General features: G+C 52.7%; 19 protein-coding genes. 10 read left to right on the top strand and 9 right to left on the bottom strand.

All coding sequences use genetic code 11. The annotated features are described in order from the left end of the window. The first annotated feature begins 1 nt into the window (after window position 1). Window positions 2-1,177 (top strand): HlyD family secretion protein, encoded by a 1,176-nt coding sequence (locus SIB79_RS12170; RefSeq protein WP_063404254.1) that lies wholly within the window; start codon window positions 2-4, stop codon window positions 1,175-1,177. Here the strand turns inward: SIB79_RS12170 and SIB79_RS12165 are convergent. After that, the gene (locus SIB79_RS12165) at window positions 1,160-1,768 is read right to left on the bottom strand and encodes a precorrin-8X methylmutase (protein WP_063405296.1); all 609 of its coding nucleotides are present in this window, start codon (window positions 1,766-1,768) and stop codon (window positions 1,160-1,162) included. The genes SIB79_RS12170 and SIB79_RS12165 overlap by 18 nt on opposite strands. 92 nt (window positions 1,769-1,860) lie before the next feature. Between SIB79_RS12165 and holA the strand changes: the two genes are divergently transcribed. Next, window positions 1,861-2,871: a DNA polymerase III subunit delta gene (holA, locus tag SIB79_RS12160; protein WP_063404256.1), complete on the top strand. Its 1,011-nt coding sequence runs from the start codon at window positions 1,861-1,863 to the stop codon at window positions 2,869-2,871. 48 nt (window positions 2,872-2,919) lie between these two features. Beyond that, a complete protein-coding gene (locus SIB79_RS12155) occupies window positions 2,920-4,707 on the top strand; it encodes an aspartate kinase (protein WP_063404258.1) in 1,788 nt (595 codons plus the stop codon). Between the two features lie 28 nt (window positions 4,708-4,735). Here SIB79_RS12155 and SIB79_RS12150 read toward each other — a convergent pair whose 3' ends face one another. The 4 genes from SIB79_RS12150 to SIB79_RS12135 form a co-directional block, all read right to left on the bottom strand. Continuing rightward, window positions 4,736-4,975 carry a hypothetical protein gene (locus SIB79_RS12150; RefSeq protein WP_063404260.1) on the bottom strand — a complete coding sequence of 80 codons (240 nt, stop codon included), beginning with the start codon at window positions 4,973-4,975 and terminating at the stop codon, window positions 4,736-4,738. Between the two features lie 350 nt (window positions 4,976-5,325). After that, complete coding sequence (gene uvrB, locus SIB79_RS12145; RefSeq protein WP_063404262.1) at window positions 5,326-7,365, bottom strand: excinuclease ABC subunit UvrB; 2,040 nt, start codon at window positions 7,363-7,365, stop codon at window positions 5,326-5,328. Between the two features lie 104 nt (window positions 7,366-7,469). After that, window positions 7,470-7,889, bottom strand: a complete 420-nt coding sequence (locus SIB79_RS12140; RefSeq protein ID WP_063404264.1) for a phage holin family protein — start codon at window positions 7,887-7,889, stop codon at window positions 7,470-7,472. A gap of 44 nt (window positions 7,890-7,933) precedes the next feature. Then, window positions 7,934-8,710 carry a DUF561 domain-containing protein gene (locus SIB79_RS12135; protein ID WP_063404266.1) on the bottom strand — a complete coding sequence of 259 codons (777 nt, stop codon included), beginning with the start codon at window positions 8,708-8,710 and terminating at the stop codon, window positions 7,934-7,936. An 83-nt stretch (window positions 8,711-8,793) separates the two neighbouring features. Between SIB79_RS12135 and tilS the strand changes: the two genes are divergently transcribed. After that, a complete protein-coding gene (gene tilS / locus SIB79_RS12130; protein WP_063404268.1) occupies window positions 8,794-9,825 on the top strand; it encodes a tRNA lysidine(34) synthetase TilS in 1,032 nt (343 codons plus the stop codon). Here the strand turns inward: tilS and SIB79_RS12125 are convergent. Continuing rightward, window positions 9,808-10,083: a hypothetical protein gene (locus tag SIB79_RS12125; RefSeq protein WP_236072689.1), complete on the bottom strand. Its 276-nt coding sequence runs from the start codon at window positions 10,081-10,083 to the stop codon at window positions 9,808-9,810. The two genes, tilS and SIB79_RS12125, sit on opposite strands and share 18 nt — an antisense overlap. An 8-nt stretch (window positions 10,084-10,091) precedes the next feature. Here SIB79_RS12125 and SIB79_RS12120 point away from each other — a divergent pair, with 8 nt between their 5' ends. After that, entirely contained in the window at window positions 10,092-10,895 is an 804-nt protein-coding gene (locus SIB79_RS12120; protein ID WP_236072690.1) for a hypothetical protein, read from the top strand. Here the strand turns inward: SIB79_RS12120 and SIB79_RS12115 are convergent. From SIB79_RS12115 to SIB79_RS12105, 3 genes are all read right to left on the bottom strand, one after another. Beyond that, complete coding sequence (locus SIB79_RS12115; RefSeq protein WP_063404270.1) at window positions 10,881-12,884, bottom strand: ribonuclease J; 2,004 nt, start codon at window positions 12,882-12,884, stop codon at window positions 10,881-10,883. The two genes, SIB79_RS12120 and SIB79_RS12115, sit on opposite strands and share 15 nt — an antisense overlap. 100 nt (window positions 12,885-12,984) lie before the next feature. Beyond that, window positions 12,985-13,893 carry a 4-hydroxy-tetrahydrodipicolinate synthase gene (dapA, locus tag SIB79_RS12110; protein WP_011129444.1) on the bottom strand — a complete coding sequence of 303 codons (909 nt, stop codon included), beginning with the start codon at window positions 13,891-13,893 and terminating at the stop codon, window positions 12,985-12,987. Further along, complete coding sequence (locus tag SIB79_RS12105) at window positions 13,890-14,921, bottom strand: aspartate-semialdehyde dehydrogenase (protein WP_063404272.1); 1,032 nt, start codon at window positions 14,919-14,921, stop codon at window positions 13,890-13,892. Before SIB79_RS12105 ends, dapA begins: the two co-directional genes overlap by 4 nt. A gap of 173 nt (window positions 14,922-15,094) precedes the next feature. Between SIB79_RS12105 and tig the strand changes: the two genes are divergently transcribed. From tig to SIB79_RS12080, 5 genes are all read left to right on the top strand, one after another. Then, window positions 15,095-16,534 (top strand): trigger factor, encoded by a 1,440-nt coding sequence (gene tig / locus SIB79_RS12100; RefSeq protein ID WP_063404274.1) that lies wholly within the window; start codon window positions 15,095-15,097, stop codon window positions 16,532-16,534. 46 nt (window positions 16,535-16,580) lie between these two features. After that, window positions 16,581-17,255 (top strand): ATP-dependent Clp endopeptidase proteolytic subunit ClpP, encoded by a 675-nt coding sequence (clpP, locus tag SIB79_RS12095; RefSeq protein WP_063404276.1) that lies wholly within the window; start codon window positions 16,581-16,583, stop codon window positions 17,253-17,255. 88 nt (window positions 17,256-17,343) lie between these two features. Next, entirely contained in the window at window positions 17,344-18,702 is a 1,359-nt protein-coding gene (gene clpX, locus SIB79_RS12090) for an ATP-dependent protease ATP-binding subunit ClpX (protein ID WP_063404278.1), read from the top strand. A 4-nt stretch (window positions 18,703-18,706) separates the two neighbouring features. Next, the gene (locus SIB79_RS12085) at window positions 18,707-19,390 is read left to right on the top strand and encodes a lecithin retinol acyltransferase family protein (protein ID WP_063404280.1); all 684 of its coding nucleotides are present in this window, start codon (window positions 18,707-18,709) and stop codon (window positions 19,388-19,390) included. Window positions 19,391-19,413: 23 nt separating this feature from the next. Then, window positions 19,414-21,240 (top strand): DNA polymerase III subunit gamma/tau, encoded by a 1,827-nt coding sequence (locus SIB79_RS12080; protein WP_063404282.1) that lies wholly within the window; start codon window positions 19,414-19,416, stop codon window positions 21,238-21,240. Window positions 21,241-21,242: the final 2 nt, after the last annotated feature.

The following is a 21,242-nucleotide window of genomic DNA, read 5'->3' as shown; positions in this document are numbered from 1 at the left end:
AATGACCAACAAGCCCAACCCCGTCGGCGGACTGATCCGCAGAGCTCAGAACCAACTAGAGCAGAAAGTGAACTCTGTCTCACACGATGAAAGCGTGCTCCAGCAAAGCCGCTTTTGGATGCGCGCCGTGACCTGGAGCCTGATGGGCACCACTGCCTTTGCTTTGGGCTGGTTGGCCATCGCGCGCACGGAAGAAATCGTTGTCGCACAAGGCAAACTTGAACCAGTAGGCGATGTAAAAGAGATTCAAATCCCAGTTGGAGGAGTCGCTAGGGACATCCTTATCAAAGGAGGTGATCGCGTCAGTAAAGGTCAAATTCTGATCCAACTCGACACTGAAACATCCTCAGAACAAGTGAACTCCTTAGAAGCTCAGTTGACAAAAAAACAGCAACAACTAAAGCTCAAACTTGAAGAACAACAGGGAACGCTAGATCTCAGCCGAGAACAAGTCGCCACAACCAGAGATAATCTGGCCCTTGAACAACAAATCCTTAGCCGGTTTGAATTTCTTAGCGCACAGGGCGCTTCCTCTGAGCTTCAGTATTTACAGCAACGCAACAAGGTACGAGAACTGCGTGGAAGGGTAACCAAAGAGAAATTGGATGGCGCTCGCCAACAATCAATCCTCAATCAAGACATTGAACAGCTCAATTCCCAATTAGCCCAGCTTAAGGCTCAACTCACTGAAGCAAAAGTAACGCTGAAATACCAGTCTTTGCGTTCTCCAGTGGATGGGGTGGTGTTTGATCTCAAGCCAACCACTCCTGGCTTTGTCGCCCAGTCAAGTGAACCGGTGCTCAAGATCGTGCCCTTCAACAACCTGGAAGCCGATGTGGAAATCCCCAGCAACAAAATTGGTTTCGTTCGCGAAGGCATGTCCGTTGACATCAGTATTGATTCCTTCCCCGCTACAGACTTCGGGGTACTGGAAGGCAAGGTGACCTCGATTGGCTCCGACGCACTTCCACCCGATCAACAAGAACAGCGACAGGAATACCGCTTCCCAGCCACCATTCAGCTCGACAGCCAACAACTCAAACTCAAGAACGGCACCACGCTTCCCTTGCAAGTAGGAATGTCGCTCACTGCAAATATCAAACTGCGCAGTGTGAGCTATTTACAACTACTACTTGGCCAGTTCCAGAGTAAAACCGATTCACTCAGGCAACTTTGACGCCCGCAACAGAGCATTGACCGTCGCTGCAACCAGACCAGCCCCACCACGACTGCCCTCAAGACGAATCTGAGCCAGCCCACTAGCCGAAAGCCTGCGCTTGCTTTCAGCCACACCGACAAACCCCACAGGCATGCCGATAATCAAACTAGGTGGGGTGGCCCCTCTAGACACCAGATCCAACAAAGCTTCCAAGGCCGTTGGTGCACTCCCAATCAACACAATCGGCGCTTGTTGATCCACATCTTTAGCCACCAATTCTTGCCATGCAGATCGCAAGCCCTCGGCTGTACGCGTGGAACCGTTTGGTGCCTCATCCGGCGCCCACTCCAGCACGCAGCGAACTGATGTCTTGAGTGTGCGTCGCGCCATCCGCTGCACTGCTACAGCTGCCATGGCCGTATCAGTGAGAATTGGCGCGCCGGCCTGCAAGGCAGCCAGCCCAAGCTCACAAGCCTCTGGACTAAAGCGCAGCAAAGGAGTTAGGCCAAAATCCCCACTGCTGTGAATCAAACGCTCCAACACCTGCTGCTGCAAGGGATCCAAACCCGTTACCCCCAACTGCTCCCGAATGCGACGAATGCTTTCCATGAAGATCGGATGATCAAGCGACTTCACGTTTCTGCCTTAAGCCGGATAGACATCAAGCATCATCAGATAACGATCTTCGGTCTGCCGCTGCAATGCCGATCCATCTCATCTGGGGCGATGATGCCGCCGCCCGAGACCACGCCATCGAGACTCTGATCGGCGATGTTGTCGATCAAGCATGGAGCAGCATCAACCTCAGCCGCCTCGATGGAGCTGATGCTGGGCAAGCCAGCCAAGCCTTGGCAGAAGCACGCACACCACCCTTCGGAAGTGGCGGACGACTTGTGCTGTTACAGCGCAGTCCGTTCTGCAACGCTTGCCCTAGCGAACTTGCCAATCGTTTCGAAGACGTGCTGGATCTGATTCCAGAAACCAGCCACCTGGTGCTATGCAACCCCAACAAACCAGACGGCCGACTGCGAACAACGAAGGCCTTACAAAAGCTTGTGAAGTTGAAGCAAGCCAGCGAAAAAAGCTTTCAGCTGCCGGCGATCTGGGATGGTGCCGGTCAGCAGGAGCTGGTGGAACGCACCGCCCGCGACTTAGGTCTGCAGCTGGAGCCTGAAGCCACTACAGCGCTGGTGGAAGCCATCGGCAATGACAGTACGCGACTCACCGCAGAGCTGCAAAAACTGGCTCTCCATGCCGACATTCGCCAAGAAAGCGCAACTGCTAACCAATCACCAACTTTGATTAAAGCCGAAAACGTAGCCGCGCTGATTGAGGGAATGGCCACCAATGCACTACAGGTTGGCGATTCACTCTTGGCAGGCCATGCCGGAGAAGCGATCGCACGTCTGGATGCACTCCTTGATGCCGGTGAGCCAGCACTTCGCATCGTGGCCACCTTGACAGGCCAAATCAGAGGGTGGCTTTGGGTGAGTTTGCTGGAGCAGCAAGGGGAACGAGATGTGAACGTGATTGCCAAAGCAGCAGGCATTGGCAACCCCAAGCGGATCTACGTGATGCGCAAACAGCTACAGGGCCGACCACCGCAGCGATTCCTCACCCTGCTCAGTCGCTTGCTTGAAGTAGAAGCCGCCCTCAAGCGAGGTGCAATCCCTACTGATGCCTTCCGCGACGGGTTACTCAGCACTCCCTAATCCAGTGACGACACGCTGAAATAATCAGAACGTGTGTCAAAGGCATGGATGGCGTTGCTGGTGCAAAAATTCGGCGGATCATCCGTCGGCAACGTCGAGCGCATCCAAGCCGTCGCTGAGCGGATTGCGACCAGCAAAGATCTTGGCCACGACCTGGTGATTGTGGTATCCGCTATGGGCCAAACCACTGATGAACTCACAGCCCTAGCGAAAGTGATCAGCAGCAATCCCCCTCAACGGGAAATGGACATGCTGCTAGCCACCGGAGAACAGGTTTCGATCTCCTTGCTTTCAATGGCACTGCATGAACTGGGTATACCAGCCATTTCGATGACTGGAGCCCAAGTGGGCATCGTGACAGAGTCTGCCTATGGCCGCGCTCGAATCCTCGACGTCCGCACTGAGCGCCTGCAATCCCTGTTGAGCACTGGCAAGGTGGTAGTCGTAGCAGGCTTCCAGGGCACAAGCCTAAGCAGCGTTGGCACCGCAGAGATCACCACCCTCGGCCGCGGTGGTTCAGATACATCTGCAGTTGCCATAGCAGCCGCCCTAGGAGCAGATGCCTGCGAGATCTACACCGATGTACCAGGAGTGCTCACAAGTGATCCACGTCAGGTCAGCGATGCCCAACTAATGCAAGAAGTGAGTTGCGACGAGATGCTTGAGCTGGCCAGTCTGGGCGCCTCTGTGTTGCACCCCCGTGCAGTCGAGATCGCCCGCAACTTTGGAGTCGCCCTAGTCGTGCGTTCTAGCTGGAGCAACGAAGCCGGAACCAAGCTCACAAGCAAATCAAAGCGCCCCATCGGTCGAGAAGGTCTAGAGCTTGGTAGGCCTGTGGATGGCGTTGAACTTGCCGAAGGTCAAGCCGTGATCGCCCTCTCTCACGTGCCAGATCAACCGGGTGTCGCAGCCACACTTTTTGAGAACCTCTCTAGCGATGGCGTGAATGTGGACCTAATCATCCAATCAACCCATGAAGGCAACAGCAATGACATTGCCTTCACAGTGGCCGAAGCCGACTTAGCGAAAGCCCACTCACTTTGCGAAGGGCTGCTTAAAACCATCGGTGGCCAACTCTCAGCTGAAGCCGGAATGAGCAAACTAAGCATCAGCGGAGCAGGAATCATGGGACGCCCCGGTATCGCCGCAAGCCTTTTCGACACGATCTCACGGGCAGGAATCAACCTACGGCTGATCGCCACCAGTGAGGTGAAAGTCAGCTGCGTCATCGATGCAACGCTGGGAAGCAAAGCCCTGCGTGCAGTCAGCACAGCCTTTGAACTCAGCGACAGCCAAGTACGCATCAATCCTTTGGTCAACGGCAAAGGTGAACCAGAGGTTCGAGGGGTAGCACTCGATCAAGGTCAGGCCCAGCTAAGTGTGCGAGGGGTGCCGAATCGGCCTGGGACAGCAGCAGCTCTTTGTTCAGCGATGGCAGAGGCAGGAATCAGCCTCGATGCGATCGTGCAATCGGAGCGACAACATGACGATGGAAGCCGGGATATCAGCTTCACCCTCAAGCGCGATGAGCGAGAGCAAGCCAATAAGACTCTTGCCCCCCTACTTGCGCAATGGCCAGGAGCCAATCTGGAAGACGGTCCTGCAATCGCCCGGGTAAGCGCAGTGGGTGCAGGCATGCCCGCCACCGCAGGTACAGCAGGGCGGATGTTCCGAGCTCTCGCAGATGCAAAGATCAATATCGCCATGATCGCCACCAGTGAAATCCGCACAAGTTGCGTGGTGGCTGAACCCGATGGGGTCAAGGCGCTGCAATCAGTGCATAAAGGCTTTGGGCTGGGTGAAGAAGCTGATCATCCAGTGCAAAGGAACTCGTAATGGCTGAGAAGTTCAGCTAGGCAATCATTCAGCAGAAAGACAGACAGTTTTCATGGCTTGATTCAGCTCCAAATAAACGTTGCGCCAACCTTCCAGTCTTTTTCTGAAGGATATAGGCCTCAGCTTCCTGCAATAAACCAAAACCACTAACAGCCTCAGCAGAGACGAGCCATCCCAGTGGGTCAACACCCTTTAGATCACCTTGCAGATGCTGAAGCAAATGGATGAATTCATTACTAATCAAGAGGCAGGGCACCTCTGAAGACATCAACCTTCACCGCAATCTAATCGTGCCCAATGAGCCATTTAAAGCCCTGTGGCTGGAATGCTTGCGAGCTAATCAGATGCACCGCTAAGCACCCTTACACCAATTCGCGGCCCTGCCTAAATGAACTCATGCACGAACTCAATAGGCTACCCACCACAAAGTTGTTTCGAGCTTATTTCGGCTCCAGAAAAACTCGCTAAAGACTCCTCAAGTCGTTGTCTTGGTTGAAAAAAACCGTGCCATTGAGGCGAATGCACAAGGATCAAACTTCCGACAACTACAAGTATCAAATGGAATGCAAACAAAAGGTACTTTCTACATAATTGGATCGCATGAACAATGGCCAATGATCAAGTATTGCGAATCAGCTTCTGCCTGAACTTCTTGATACGATCGCGCAGGCTTGCTGCTTCCTCAAAATTAAGATTCTTGGCAGCTTCTTTCATCTTTGTTTCGAGCTGATCAATCAACTCAGGTAAAGCATCAAGGGCTAAGCCAGCATCCTGATCTGAATCAAGCGCATCAACAGCCCGCCCAGTAATCTGCACCAAGTCAGCATCTTTACCATCCGTCTGTAAGCGCCTTGATAACTCGAGAAACGAAAGGATCGAATTACTAGCTCTCTTACCCGCTGGCCTTGGCAAGATGCCATTCAATTCGTTGTAAGCCTTTTGAATCTCGCGTCTTCGCTCAGTTTCACTAATCGCTCTTACCATCGAATCTGTCAAGTTGTCTGCATAAAGCAGTGCCATCCCATCCACATGCCTAGCCGCACGACCAATGGTCTGAATCAACGACCGCTCCGCTCGTAAGAAACCTTCCTTATCAGCATCAAGAATGACCACTAACGACACCTCCGGAAGATCCAAACCTTCTCGAAGAAGATTGACACCCACAAGAACATCATATTCGCCTAATCTCAAATCCTGAATAATCTCAATCCGCTCGATTGAATGGATTTCCGAGTGTAGATAACGAACGCGCACATCATTCTCAGCCAGATAATCGGTTAGATCTTCCGCCATACGTTTGGTCAGGGTGGTGATTAACACTCTCTCCTGCTTCTTTGCTCTGATACGGATTTCCGCCAACAAGTCGTCGACCTGGCCTTGCGTCGGTCGCACTTCCACCAAGGGATCAAGAACCCCTGTGGGCCGAATCACCTGTTCAGCCAAATGACCATCACTCTGCTTCAGCTCCCAATCACCCGGCGTCGCACTAACAAATACAGTTTGCCTCGCCTTCCTCCAGAATTCCTCACTCTTGAGAGGGCGATTGTCAGCAGCACTAGGCAATCGAAAACCATGCTCAATCAAAACTTTCTTACGAGCTTGATCGCCGTTGTACATCGCCTTAAGCTGAGAACAGGTCACATGACTTTCATCCACAACCAGTAACCAATCCTCAGGGAAATAATCAATCAAACATTCAGGAGGCGTTCCCGCAGAACGGCCAGCCAGATGGCGGGCATAGTTTTCAACACCATTACAATAACCAACCTCCCGTAACATCTCCAAGTCGTAGGTAGTGCGTTGCTCCAAACGCTGCGCTTCCAAAAGCTTGCCTTGTTCATTGAGAAACTGCAAACGCCCACGCAGCTCATCACGAATCGCTTGAACTGCAACATTGAGTCGCTCTTTAGGAGTCACAAAATGCTTGGCCGGATAAATATTAATGGCTTCCAAGCTTTGCAAAATCTCACCTGTTGTTGGGTCCAGATAACGGATTGCCTCTACCTCATCACCAAAAAGCTCAATACGCACTAGCCGATCTTCATAAGCAGGGCCAATCTCCAAAACATCCCCTCTCACGCGAAAGCGACCCCGCGTAATGTCAATATCATTACGGCTATATTGGTTCTCAACCAACTCCCGTAATGCACTGCGGATATTGAGTGTTTCACCAACTTTAAACTTGACAGCAGCTTTTAGATATTCACTTGGTATTCCTAGGCCGTAAATGCAGCTGATTGAAGCTACTACAATGACATCATTTCGCTCAAATAACGAGCGCGTTGCTGAATGGCGCAGCATATCAATTTCTTCATTAATCGAAGATGTCTTGGCTATATACGTATCACTAACAGGCACGTAAGCCTCGGGTTGATAATAATCATAGTAAGAAATAAAATATTCAACAGAATTATCAGGAAAGAACTCCCTAAACTCATTGCAAAGTTGAGCAGCAAGCGTCTTGTTATGAGCCAATACAAGGGCCGGTCGGCCAGTCTGAGCAATCAAATTGGCAATCGTGAATGTCTTACCCGTACCGGTAGCTCCTAAAAGCGTCTGATAACGCTGGCCCTGATTGACCCCCTCCACCAACCGAGCAATCGCAGTGGGCTGATCCCCCTTCGGGCTATAGGGCGCCTTGAGGTGATACTTCGGCATTAGGGCCGTAACGGGCAGCCGCTTAGCTTATGAGCAGATGCAAGGAACGGGCTATCCCAGACTTTCTCCAACGCTGATGACCTGCTAAACAATGCCTTGAACTCTCAGGCTGAAAGCAAAGCAGCTCTCGTGAACTCAACATCAGCGATGCAGAGAGATCGCAACACGATCGTGCTCACAACGCTGTAAAAGACAGCGCCGAAGATGGCACTAAGCAAACCGTTCTTGAGCCGAAAACCATTAATGAGCCAGGCTGCCAGAGCAAATAAAAGGACCGTGATCAACCAGTTGAACAAAAACGACACTGGCCAGATCAGCCCCCCCAAGGACGTAATTGCCCAGAATGGACCCAACAGCAACTTGAGAGGCACGATCAACAATGTACCCAATAGGCCAATCATCAAGGCCGACCACAAAGCTGTGCTGAAATTGGCCATCTCAATGCCAAGGGGCAACGCAGCAACCAACAACAAAATGAGGGCCCGAATGGGCCATTGCAGCAACCAGCCGAGCGATCCAAACATTTAAAGAAGACTACTCAAAGTAGCTGACTAGACATTAATTAACGCTAGTGAATTAATGCAAATTTGGGCGCACTGAGAGCTTCACGCAAGCCCCGCACAACAGCAACCATCGCCAGCTCATCATTGAGACGGTTCACCGCCGATCCAACACCGACACCAGCAGCACCAGCAGCAATAGCCATGGGCACCGTCACTGCCGATAAACCAGAAGCACAAAGCACAGGCACTACCCGATCAGCAGCCTTCAGTGCGGTAGAAATGCTGTGTGCAGCAGCCAAAGTGGGAGCAGCTTTCTCAATCAAGCCGAGACTTCCAGCGCTAAATGGTTTAGCGCTCGTGCCGCCCTCCGTCTGAATCAGATCAGCACCGGCAGCAACCAGATCCACTGCCAGTTGCTCCTGCTGATCCATCGGCAACACATGGGGCACGGTCACACTCAACACCACCTCAGGCAACAACACCCTGGTTAAACGAGTCAGCTCCAAGACTTCGGCGGCACCAAAGATGCGGCCCTGAGGATAAAAAGTATCGAAATTTCCAATTTCCACCATGGCAGCACCAGCTGCAACCGCTGCAGGGAAAAGCTCAGGGTCCACCGCTGACACACAAACCGGAACTCCAGCGGATTCCCTGATCGCCAGTTGCACTAGCTCTGGATCACAAGCCACATCAATCAGATCAGCGCCACCGTGGCCAGCAGCCCGCGCGACCTGCGCCACCGAGAGGGCCTCGAAATTCATCAAACCAGCAATCACCTTGAGGGCCGAGCGCTGCTCGAGACGCTGACGCAAATGTGTTGGCAACTGAGCGAGACGGGTCATTTCATCAACGATCTATAGCTCCATACTCCCATTTGCCAGGCTCCTGCACGGCAAACTGACCTCAGCTGAATGACCACTGCGCCATGGCCTCATCCAGCTCAGCGCAGCTGCCCTGGAGCGCCTGGCACGCGCGTCTCCATCACAAACTGCTAGCGAATCCAGATCTACTGCCAGCAGAAGCCTCACTCTTGATCGCCGTGTCCGGCGGTCAAGATTCGATGGCCCTGCTTGGTCTATTGATCGATCTGCAACGCAAACATGGCTGGTCTTTAGAGGTGTGGCATGGCGACCACAACTGGCATAAACAATCAGCAACGATCGCAACTGAACTAAAGAATTGGTGTGAATCACACAACTTGAGCTTCTGGTCTGATCAAGCCAAACCTGGACAAACCAACAACGAAGCCACAGCGCGACATTGGCGATATGAACAACTGACACTTCACGCAGAACGTTTGTCATCCAACAACCCAAACCATCCATGCCGGTATGTGCTTACAGGCCACACCAGTTCTGATCGAGCTGAAACCTTGATACTCAACCTTGCCCGAGGTACGGACCTCGCGGGACTGAGCAGCATGCGCCAATGCAGGCCCATCAGCAAAGACCATCCTCACAAAAACGTGCAGCTCATACGCCCTTTGCTGGGGTTCTCGCGTGAGGACACCGCCCTGATTTGCAGCGAGCTGTCCTTACCAATCTGGCTTGATCCTGCCAATTCCAATCCAGACTTCAGCCGCAACCGAGTCCGCCAAGAAGTGCTCCCAGTACTGGAATCTCTCCATCCTGGCTGCAGCTTGCGCATGGCCGCTCTCGCCGAAAGGCTCAGCCATCACCATGCGGACCAGCAAGCCATCGCCATGCTGGCTCTAAACAAACTCAGCAAGCAAAACGGCCTCTGTCGTAAGGACCTTGCCCAACTACCGATCACAGCAAGAACAACTCTGTTGGCCTATTGGCTCAAGCGATCAGGAGCACCAACTCTGCCAGCAGTCCAACTTGAACAGATCAGCCAAAGCATTGCCCCCGGCAAACCACCTGGATCTCTACACCTCGCGCAGGGCTGGAAAGTCCAATGGCAGCGAAACTCGGTACAACTAGAACATCACGACTGACTCCGGTGGACGGTGACTTCCAACAGCAGTACCTGGCCGCCGAGAAGGCCTATGGGGCAGGAAATTACGAAGCAGCTCAATCAATCTGTGAACGCCTGCTAGGCCAGCTAGAGCTGCAGCAGAAAGAACCTGAGCAAGAAGCAATCCTGGCCTGGCAGGCCTTTGTTGCTCTGCTAATGGGCCACGTCCAGCTCTACGGAATAAACGATGTCCAACAAGCCCAACACCACTACCACCTGGTTCTAGATAGCCAACCACAAGACACTTTGAAAGAACTCGCCGAACAAGGCTTAGAACGATGCCAAGGCGAATTGCAACGAGAGCCTGCAGATACAGAAGAACATCCTCAAAGCCCGACCCCTAAACAATCCACAAAACACAAGCCAATAGCTCTAAAAGCTGAAGTCACAGAACCACGGCAAAGCCTGATTAATGATCCCTTCCTATCTACAAAGACCCCAAACATTAATGAGGCCAATAAAGCCAAACATCCTCAATCAGATCAGCAGGCTAATCAACAAGAGGCAAGGACATTGAGCAATGAAATGTCAGAGTCTCTGGCTGATCTGATTCGTGATCCCTTCCTATTTCCAGCCGCCCAAACTTTAGCGACAGAAGCAGATCATTCTAAATCTACAGCCAAAATGGAATCAACACTCATTGCAGATAGCATGAAGACTGCACAGATATCTAAGCAGACAAACTACGCACAAAATACTGATATTCAACAAAAGGTTCATGCGAAACAAGAACCATCGACAACAGCGAAAGCCCTAGAAATCAAATCAGATCTAAATACAGAAACCGAAATAATGCCAACAGCGAAATCAGAAGTAAACCCAATCAAAAAGCCTAAACAGGACACTTTCAAGCAAGCAAAAATCCCCCCAGAGGCCATCTCACAAGCAACGAACAATGACCTCCTAAATGATTCATTGTTGCGCGTGACCATGCCCCCTTCCGCTGACCTTGCCAAGCAGGAGACCAGTCAATTGCAGTCAAAGAAGCGAACATCAGCAACGCTGACAACTCGCCTCAAAAACTTCTGGATGGTCTTAAGCCGCCGCTGAGCGGCGACGGCGTGTGCGACCGGCAGGCACCTCTGCTGACTCAGGTTCAGATTGAGTCTTGACATTGGCTTGATCTGCAACCTTCTTCGTAGTCGACGTTGCTGACACAGCTGCCGCAACCTTGACAGGAGCCGCAGCTGGAGTTCGGCGTCCGTTACTAGCCAGATCACGATCACCACGAATGCGGGTCACTGATCGATCTTCAGGTTCAGCATCAGCCATACCTTTATAAGCAGGTGTTCCGCCTGGTGCAGGCTGAACTAGGCACAGAAGCAAGGGCTCAACTTGCAACTCACGACGCATTCGACGACCCAAACCCACTTCCACTTCTCGCTGCAAACCCATCCAATCGACTTCAGGAGTTTTGCCATCTGTTTGACGAGAAAACTGCTTCCAGCGGTTTTCCAACACCCAGCTTATTTCCCGTTCAGTCCAAATCGACATCTTGCGGGGGTCAGCAGCGGTCACCACACCTCGCAAGTTCACTCTTGGCGGTGCAACCATCACTCCATCGGTACTGATTGCAGCCAGCACAGTGACAACACCATCTTCAGCAAGTTGCTGGCGCTCTTTCAAAACACGAGCATCAACAATGCCATTGCGAGAAGCATCAAGAAGCTCAATTCCTGCTTTTACTGAGTCTCCTTTACTAATCGAATCAGCTGAAAGTTGAACAACATCACCATTATCAAGAATCAAAATATTTTCGCTTGCTATACCCATCGACTGCGCAGTCTTACTGTGGCAAATAAGCATGCGATGCTCACCATGTACAGGCACAAAAAACTTTGGCTTTGTTAAAGCCAGCATCAACTTGTGATCCTCCTGGAAGCCATGCCCAGACACATGGATACCCTCTCCCTTGCCATAGACCACCTTGGCTCCAAGCATCATCAAGCGGTCGATGGTATTAACAACTGAGATCGTATTACCCGGAATCGGACTCGCCGAAAAGATAATCGTGTCAGAGTTCTTGACTTGCACATGTTGATGCTCACCGCGTGAGATGCGACTCAAAGCAGCCAACGGCTCGCCCTGACTCCCTGTCATCAACAACAGAGTCTCACGATCAGGCATATCACGAATCTGTTTGATTGGTACGAACAGATCATCAGGAGCACGCATATAGCCAAGTTCACGCGCCTTAGCGATCACATTGAGCATCGATCGCCCAAGCAAACCAACTTTTCGTCCATTCTTCAAAGCCAGCTCCAAAATCATTGAAACGCGGTGAATAGAGCTCGCAAAAGTTGTGATAATCACTCGGCCATCAGCTTGAGAAATATGGCGATCTAAAGCAGGAAATACCGATCGCTCAGGTGGACAGAAGCCAGGCACCTCAGCATTGGTTGAATCACTGAACAAACACAAAACACCTTGCTCGCCGTGATGTGCAAGGCGAGCCATATCAAAATTTTCACCATCCACAGGAGTATGGTCAAACTTGAAGTCTCCTGTGAAGATTACCGAGCCAACAGGAGTGGTGATGGCAAGCGAAAAGCTATCTGCCATCGAGTGGGTATTGCGGATAAATTCCACCGAAAAGTGTTGTCCAACCTTGACTACATCCCGTGGACTCACGGTCTGGATCGTGGTGCGATCTGTAACACCAGCCTCTTCCATCTTTCCCTGGAGCATTGACATGGCCAGACGCGGGCCATAGATCACTGGAATATTGAAGTGCTTGAGGTGATGAGGAATCCCACCAATATGATCTTCATGACCATGGGTCACGATCATGCCGCGGATGCGCTTTTGGTTCTCGCGTAGATAACTGGTATCTGGCATCACCACATTGACGCCATGCATTCCATCGCTGGGAAATGCCAGGCCAGCATCCACCATCATGATGTCGTCGCCGTACTCGAACACGCAGGTGTTCTTGCCAATCTCATGGAGCCCACCAAGGGGAATCACTCGTAAGCAGGGCTCTTTGGCTTTACCGTCTCTAGAAGAGGTGGATCTGGGAATGGAGGAACTAGACGTCATGACAAAAGCGTACGAAAACTATTTGGGGACTGAAATGAAGCGAGCGCTCATGGCGAAAAGCTAAAGCGTCAAGCAATCAATGTGAGAAAAAGCCGTGGCGTCAGGTCTGACACAAGGCAGTCAAGGTGTTTGAAAGAGCATCTCGCATCACGGGATCAAGAGGAAGCAAAGGGAGGCGGGGGGATCCGACCGGCCAACCGCTGAGCTCGAGGGCTGCTTTAACAGGAATCGGATTAGTGGTAACAAATAGAGCCTTGAACAAAGGTTGCAACTGCTCGTGATAACTGAGGGCAAGAGCACCCTGACCATTGAGATAGGCCTCAATCATCGCCTTCAGCCGACGACCTACAAGGTGACTTGCGACACTCACCACCCCAACAGCCCCCACCGACAACATGGGCAAAAGCAAGCCATCGTCGCCGCTGTAAACAGCCAATTTTGAACCACACTGCAACCTCAACTGCGTCACTTCATCCGTGGTGCCACTGGCGGCTTTGAAACTCACCACATTCGGACATTCCATCAACCTTGCAACTGTTGCTGGAGCAAGCGAACAGCCAGTCCGCCCAGGAATGTTGTAAAGCATCAGCGGCAACTCAGGGGCAGCCTGGGCAATAGCCCTGAAATGGGCTTCAAGACCTTCCTGCGGAGGCTTGTTGTAATAAGGAACAACCACCAATGCCCCATCAGCACCCACCGCAGCTGCCTGAGTGGTGGCCTCTATCGCCTCAGCGGTGCTATTGCTACCAGTACCGGCAAGAACCTTCACGCCTGGCCCCACTGCCTGACGGACCACCCCAAGCAATTGATGCTGCTCCTGCCAGCTCAGAGTGGGCGATTCCCCAGTTGTGCCGCAGACAACCAGCCCATCAGATCCCTCATCCACGAGATAGCGAGCAAGACGACCAGCCAAAGCCAGATCAACGCATCCATCAGCGTCAAAAGGTGTGACCATGGCCGTCAGCAAACGGCCAAAAGGAGTTGGAGACAACTCAGCAGCAGAGCTCATGATGACGACAACAACAATTCTGCAATTTGGATCGCATTTAGAGCGGCACCTTTACGAATCTGATCCCCGCATAGCCAAAGCTCGAGAGCATTGGGATCACTGATGTCCTGCCGAATGCGACCCACCGCAACCGGATCGCGATCAGTGACATCGGTAGGCATGGGAAAGCGATTCTGCTCAAAATCTTCGATTAACTCGAGCCCCGCTGCCACCTTCAGCAATTGGCGAGCTTCTTCCACTGGAAAAGGCTCGTCAAACTCAATATTCACAGCCTCCGAATGGGCTCGAAGTACAGGTACCCGAACACAAGTTGCGGTAAAGCGCAAATCAGGAAGGCCCATAATTTTGCGCGTTTCATTGACCATCTTCATTTCCTCCTCGCAATAGCTATTGGCCATCAATGGAGAGTTGTGCAGGAACAAGTTGAAGGCAAGGGAATGAGGAAGCACTTCACTACAAGGCGTGTCGCCCGCTAAAACAACCTGAGTGAGCTGCTTGAGCTCCTCCATAGCGCGTGCACCTGCACCACTCGCCGACTGATAGGTGCTGACAACAACGCGACGCAAAGCACGTCTTGCAGCCAAAGGTGCCAGCACCAGAGTTAACAAAATCGTGGTGCAATTCGGATTTGCAATCACCCCCTGATGCTCTGCAACCGCCTCAGGATTGACCTCTGGCACCACGAGTGGCACGTCGGCATCCATCCTGAAGGCACTGGAGTTGTCAATCATCAGCGCACCGGCTGAGTTGATCACCTCCCGCCACTGACGCGATACGGATCCACCAGCTGAGGCGAGCACCAAATCAACCCCCTCAAAAGCAGCTGCGCTCACCTCCTGAACGACGAGGCTGGAGCCATTCCAAGGTTGAACATGGCCCGCAGAACGCGCAGATGCCAATAAGCGCAACTCACTAATGGGAAACGTACGTTCCTGCAGTAGCTGCAGCAGCTCCTGACCCACTGCGCCACTGGCACCAAGCACAGCAACTGTGAGGGGACGATCGGGGAAAAACGATATGGGAAGCAAGCGGTGAGATCAGGGTGTTGACTGAGTTAAGGGGTTCGATGTCAATAAAAAATTGAACCCAGCTGGGATAAAGCCCTACAGCCTCAATCATGCAAGACGTTGAGACCACAATACGTCTTGAGAGATGAACTGGCGCTTTCTTAGGGTGGGCTTCTGCTCGCAGTCGTCCGTCCATGAGTGCCACAGCACTACAGGTCAAAACCACGCAGAAACCCAATAGTCGGCTTGCTCTGGAAGTAGCGGTACCAGCAGAGCGCTGCCAGGCCAACTATGAGGCCGCTGTCACCCGCTTAAGCCGCACCACCAATCTTCCAGGCTTCCGCAAGGGGAAGGTGCCGCGTGCCGTTCTGCTGCAACAGATCGGCCCGGTAAGAATCCGTGCAACAGCCTTAGAATCACTCGTCGATGCTGTCTGGCGTGAAGTCCTCGAACAAGAATCAATCGAGCCACTTTGCGAACCCGAACTCAGTGGCGGCTTTGACGCTCTTCTTGAAAGCTTTCAACCCGGCGAGGCACTGACCCTCACCCTTGAGACAGACGTCACCCCAACCCCAAAACTTAAGGCCACCAAAGGGCTCCAAGCCGAAGCAGAAGTGGTGACTTTCGATCCCAGCAAGGTCGATGAATTGATCGAACAATCCCGCAAACAACTAGCAACCCTTGTACCCGTCGAAAGTCGCCCAGCAGCAATCGGCGATATCGCTGTGGTTAGTTTCAGCGGCACCTACGACGACGACGGCAGCGCAATCGAAGGCGGAAGTAGTGAGTCCATGGATGTCGATCTTGAAGATGGACAAATGATCCCAGGGTTCGTGGAAGGGATTATCGGTATGAACTTGGGCGATGAGAAAACTGTTGATTGCCACTTCCCAGACGATTACTCGAAAGAAGATGCTCGGGGCCGTAAAGCCAGCTTTGTAATCAACCTCAAAGAGCTCAAAACCCGCGAGTTACCTGATCTTGACGATGCCTTCGCCCAGCAGTCCAGTGACAAAGCAACTCTTGAGGAACTTCGCAACGATCTAGAACAACGTCTTCAGGAAGACGCAAAGCGTCGTGATCGCAGCAATCGTCATGACGCACTGCTGGAAGCATTGACTGAGCAGCTGGAAGTAGATCTACCAAACACCCTTGTGCAGCAAGAGATTCGCAACCTTGTTGAACAAACTGCCAGTCAATTCGCTCAACAGGGAATGGACGTGAAATCCATGTTCACCCCAGAGCTTGTGCGTTCCTTGATGGAATCATCACGCCCAGAAGCCGAAGAGCGCCTACGACGCAGTCTTGCCCTCACTGCACTAGCTGAAAGCGAAGATCTCAAAATAGAAGAGAGTGAAATCAGCGCCAAGGTCAAGGAAGTAAGCCGCGAGCTTTCTGGCGAACGCGATATTGACCCGGCAAGGTTGCGTCAAGCTGTTAGCGACGACTTACTCAAAGACAAATTGCTGGACTGGCTCGAAGACAACAGCACCATTACCGAAAAGGTACTTGAAAGCGAAGCAAAAACCAGTAAGCCCTCTGCAAAATCCAAAGGCAGCAAAACTAAATCCACAAAAACCAAGACCAACAAAGCCAAGACTGAAAAACCTGCCTCGGACAAAACCAAGTCCTGAATGGCACCAATAGATTGATAGAAGTGCTCCCCTAAAGCCCAAGCGAGTGATCGATTCCTGCTGCTACCACCCCATCCACAATCGCTGGCAAGGCATTCGTCCTGTCTCATCACCAGGGATCCTGCCCACAGTGGTGGAACAGTCGGGCCGGGGAGAACGGGCATTCGACATTTACTCGCGCTTGCTACGTGAGCGAATCATTTTTCTTGGCACTGGTGTCGACGATCAAGTGGCAGATGCCCTCGTTGCTCAGATGCTCTTCCTTGAAGCCGAAGATCCCGAAAAGGACATCCAGATCTATATCAACTCCCCAGGTGGTTCAGTGACCGCTGGTTTGGCTATCTATGACACCATGCAGCAGGTCGCTCCAGACGTCGTGACCATCTGTTATGGCCTTGCTGCCAGCATGGGGGCTTTCCTTCTCTGCGGAGGTACCAAAGGCAAGCGAATGGCACTACCCAATGCACGGATCATGATTCATCAGCCCCTGGGTGGTGCCCAGGGCCAAGCAGTAGACATCGAAATTCAAGCCAAAGAGATCCTCTTCTTAAAAGAAACCCTCAACGGCCTTCTCGCCGAACACACTGGCCAACCCCTCAACAAAATCGCTGAAGACACTGACCGCGACCACTTCCTTTCTCCAGCAAAAGCGGTTGAATACGGACTGATCGATCGGGTTGTGGATAGCCTCACAGGCGGTGGAATCGTTACGGAAGGGTGACGCAACCCTGATCTGACACGATCCTGAGCGTTCAGGCTGGCCAACATTCGTCAGATCCTGTCAGCCCGTTTGAAGTGATCACAGCCCGATGGCCAAATTCGACGCCCATCTAAAGTGCTCTTTCTGCGGCAAGTCTCAGGACCAAGTACGCAAATTGATTGCCGGGCCAGGTGTCTACATCTGCGACGAATGCATCGATCTCTGCACCGAGATCCTGGATGAAGAACTTGTCGATAGCCAAGGCAACCCACGTCATAGCAGCGAGTCAACTCGCAAGTCTGCAACTGCTTCCCATAAAAGTGGAAAGCCAGCACCCACACTCGCCACCATACCCAAACCTCAGCAGATCAAAAACTTCCTAGATAAGCAAGTGGTGGGGCAAGAAGCTGCCAAAAAAGTACTTTCAGTCGCCGTCTATAACCACTACAAACGCCTGGCTTGGCAAGGTGACGGCCAAGGCGAAACCGATCTATCTGCAACCAGGCTCCACAAGTCAAACATCCTGCTCATCGGTCCAACAGGCTGTGGCAAAACCCTATTAGCCCAGACCCTGGCCGAACTCCTGGATGTGCCCTTCGCCGTTGCTGATGCAACCACACTGACCGAAGCCGGCTACGTGGGCGAGGATGTGGAAAACATTTTGCTGCGGCTATTGCAAAAGGCCGACATGGACGTGGAGCATGCCCAGCGCGGCATCATTTACGTCGATGAGATCGATAAGATCGCCCGAAAAAGTGAAAACCCCTCCATTACCCGCGACGTATCCGGTGAAGGAGTACAGCAAGCCCTGCTAAAGATGCTCGAAGGCACAGTCGCCAACGTGCCACCTCAAGGAGGGCGTAAACACCCCTATCAAGACTGCATCCAAATCGATACCAGCCAGATCCTCTTCATCTGCGGTGGTGCCTTCATTGGCCTCGAAGATGTGGTGCAAAAGCGACTAGGCCGTAATGCCATCGGTTTTATGCCCAGCGATGGTCGAGGGCGCAGCCGGGCCAATCGTGATCTACAGGCCTCACAGGTGCTGCACCACCTTGAAGCCGACGACCTCGTGCGTTATGGCTTGATCCCTGAATTCATTGGCCGCATTCCCGTGAGTGCAGTGCTTGAACCACTTGATTCACAAGCACTCGAATCGATACTCACGGAACCTCGTGATGCACTGGTCAAGCAATTCAGCACCCTGCTGAGCATGGACAACGTGCAGCTTGAGTTTGAATCAGATGCCGTAGAAGCTATCGCCCAGGAAGCACATCGGCGCAAGACCGGGGCCCGAGCACTACGAGGCATCATCGAAGAGTTAATGCTGGATTTGATGTACGACCTTCCCTCCAAGCAGAACGTGAAGAAATTCACCGTGACCCGCACGATGGTTGATGAACATACCGGCGGCAAGGTGCTGCCTCTACCAGCCAACGACGAGCGATCGCATCAGGAATCAGCCTGATCCAGTGGCGACGGCTGACCACCTAAAGGTGCCCCGCCAGCACGGACTTTTTTTGCATCACGGAATTGATCTTGGAGATGGCAGCGTGGCTCACTATCTAGAAGGTCGGTCAATCCTGCGCAGCTCCCTTGAAGACTTCTCGCGCGGTTCACCTGTGAACGTGGTGAATCACACCCAGGCCTCTCCCTCAGGAGTGACCCTGAGACGAGCGATGAGTCGCATTGGAGAGCAGCGCTACAACCTACTTTTCAATAATTGTGAGCACTTTGCTAACTGGTGCAAAACCGGGCGACATCGAAGCAGCCAAGTCGAGGACTTGATGCAAACCAGCAGCCTAGGAGCGCTGGCACTGGGGCAAATCATCCCTGCTGCCCTACTGACAGGATTATCACTACTCCTTCGGCGAGGATTGGTGGATAAAACCTCGCGGGAACGTGCAAGGCAAGCAGTAGCTCAACTGAAAAGTCTGCGCGTGAACTTACTCAACAAGCTTGAAGCAACACTGGAGCAAGCAGAGGGATGGCTTCATGGTGAACCAGACAACAACAACTTGATCGATCACCGCAACTCCCGCAGCCGTTCTTTGCTGTTAAAAGGTCAGACCCTTGCCGATGAACTAGCAGCAATAGAAGATCTAGAAGCCCGCATCACTGCATTGCTCGACGAACCAAAAGCCAAGCCTGAGTAACCTCAACATCCCGCCAGCAGCGCATGAGCCAGGCCTACCAGCCGCTGCATCACAAATATCGGCCACAGCGCTTCGATGCCCTGGTAGGGCAGGACGCGATCGCCGCGACCCTCAGTCATGCCTTGCGCAGCAGCCGGATCGCACCGGCCTATCTATTCAGCGGTCCACGAGGCACTGGTAAAACCTCCAGTGCTCGCATCCTGGCCCGATCACTCAACTGCTTGAACTGCGACCAGCCAACACCCGAGCCATGCGGAAACTGTGAGCTCTGCAAAAGCATTGCCGCCGGCACAGCACTAGACGTGATCGAAATCGACGCCGCCTCCAACACCGGCGTAGACAACATTCGCGAACTGATCGAACGCTCCCGCTTTGCCCCGGTACAAGCCCGCTGGAAGGTTTATGTGGTGGACGAATGCCACATGCTCTCAACCGCCGCCTTCAATGCCCTACTGAAGACCCTTGAAGAACCACCACCACGGGTGGTGTTCGTACTAGCAACGACCGATCCACAGCGAGTGCTGCCGACCATCCTCAGCCGTTGTCAGCGTTTTGATTTCAGGCGGATTCCACTGGAAGCCCTTGAACAACACCTAGAGATGATCGCCACTCGTGAAGCCATTCCGATTGAGCCCGAAGCCCTGCATGTGGTAGCCCAGCGAGCCCAGGGAGGACTTCGAGATGCGGAAAGCCTGCTTGATCAGCTCAGCCTGCTTCCAGGGCCCATCAAAGCAGAAGCTGTATGGGAGTTGATGGGAGCCGTGCCTGAGCAAGAGCTGCTGAAACTAGCCGCAGCCTTGGCCCAAGCAGATCCACTCAGCTTATTGGAAACCTGCCGAAACCTGCTGAATCGAGGGCGTGATCCAGGTGCACTTCTGCAAGGGCTGGCAGCGGTGTTGCGAGATTTGGTGCTCATGACTGCCGCACCCGATCGCCCTGAACTCACAAGTGTTTCTCCACAATTCCGCAATCAATTGCCGCCCCTAGCCAGCCAAATAGGTCGACATCAGCTTTTGCAATGGCAGGTCCAACTCAAAGGAAGCGAAAATCAGCTGCGGCACAGCGTTCAACCCCGTCTCTGGCTTGAAGTGCTTCTGCTGGGTCTGCTGGCCGATCCACCTTCCAGTGAAGCTGTAACCGCAGTGCCAATAGCAAAGACAGCTCAACCAATAACCCCAACTGCGCAGGCGATCACTGCCAAGGCATTGACCCCGACAACACAAATCCAACAACCCCCTTCTGGATCAACGACGACCAACAATCCAGTCTCAGCAATCACCCCAAACGCAGAACCCGATCCATCCCCAGCTCCAGCCCAGAGCACCCCTAACAGCAATCTGCAGGAGTTATGGCAACAAATACTTGGCAGTTTGGAGTTACCGTCCACACGCATGTTGCTCTCTCAGCAAGCCCAGCTAGTGCGCCTTGATGACCATCGCGCCGTGGTTCAAGTCGCCGGCAACTGGATGGGAATGGTGCAAAGCCGTGCAACCCTCCTGGAACAAGCAATTGCAAAAGCCCTGGGAAATTCCAGACAGCTTGTTCTCGAAAGCCAAAGCGGAAGTGCCACACTAACTCCCATCCCACAAAAAACAGGTGCGGCACCAACAACAAACACATCCGCTTCCACTGCTGAACCATCACCACCACCACCACCACAAGTTCAATCCAGATCTACAGACGCTTATTCCCCAGATCCTGCAACCAGCGCCGCCATCACAGACCAGCCAAAGCCTCTAGAGGAGGATTCTCCTACGACTCAGCCCACTTCCTTTTTAGAACCCATCGACAGCAAAGCAAAGCGGCTAGCTGACTTCTTCAACGGCAAAGTGCTGGACGTGGACCTTTAAAC

The organism is Prochlorococcus sp. MIT 1342 (assembly GCF_047304495.1).
In the GTDB taxonomy this organism is placed as follows: Bacteria; Cyanobacteriota; Cyanobacteriia; order PCC-6307; family Cyanobiaceae; genus Prochlorococcus; species Prochlorococcus marinus_D.
The sequence above is the reverse complement of the archived record's forward strand: the minus strand, read 5'-3'. Positions and strand labels throughout refer to the sequence as shown.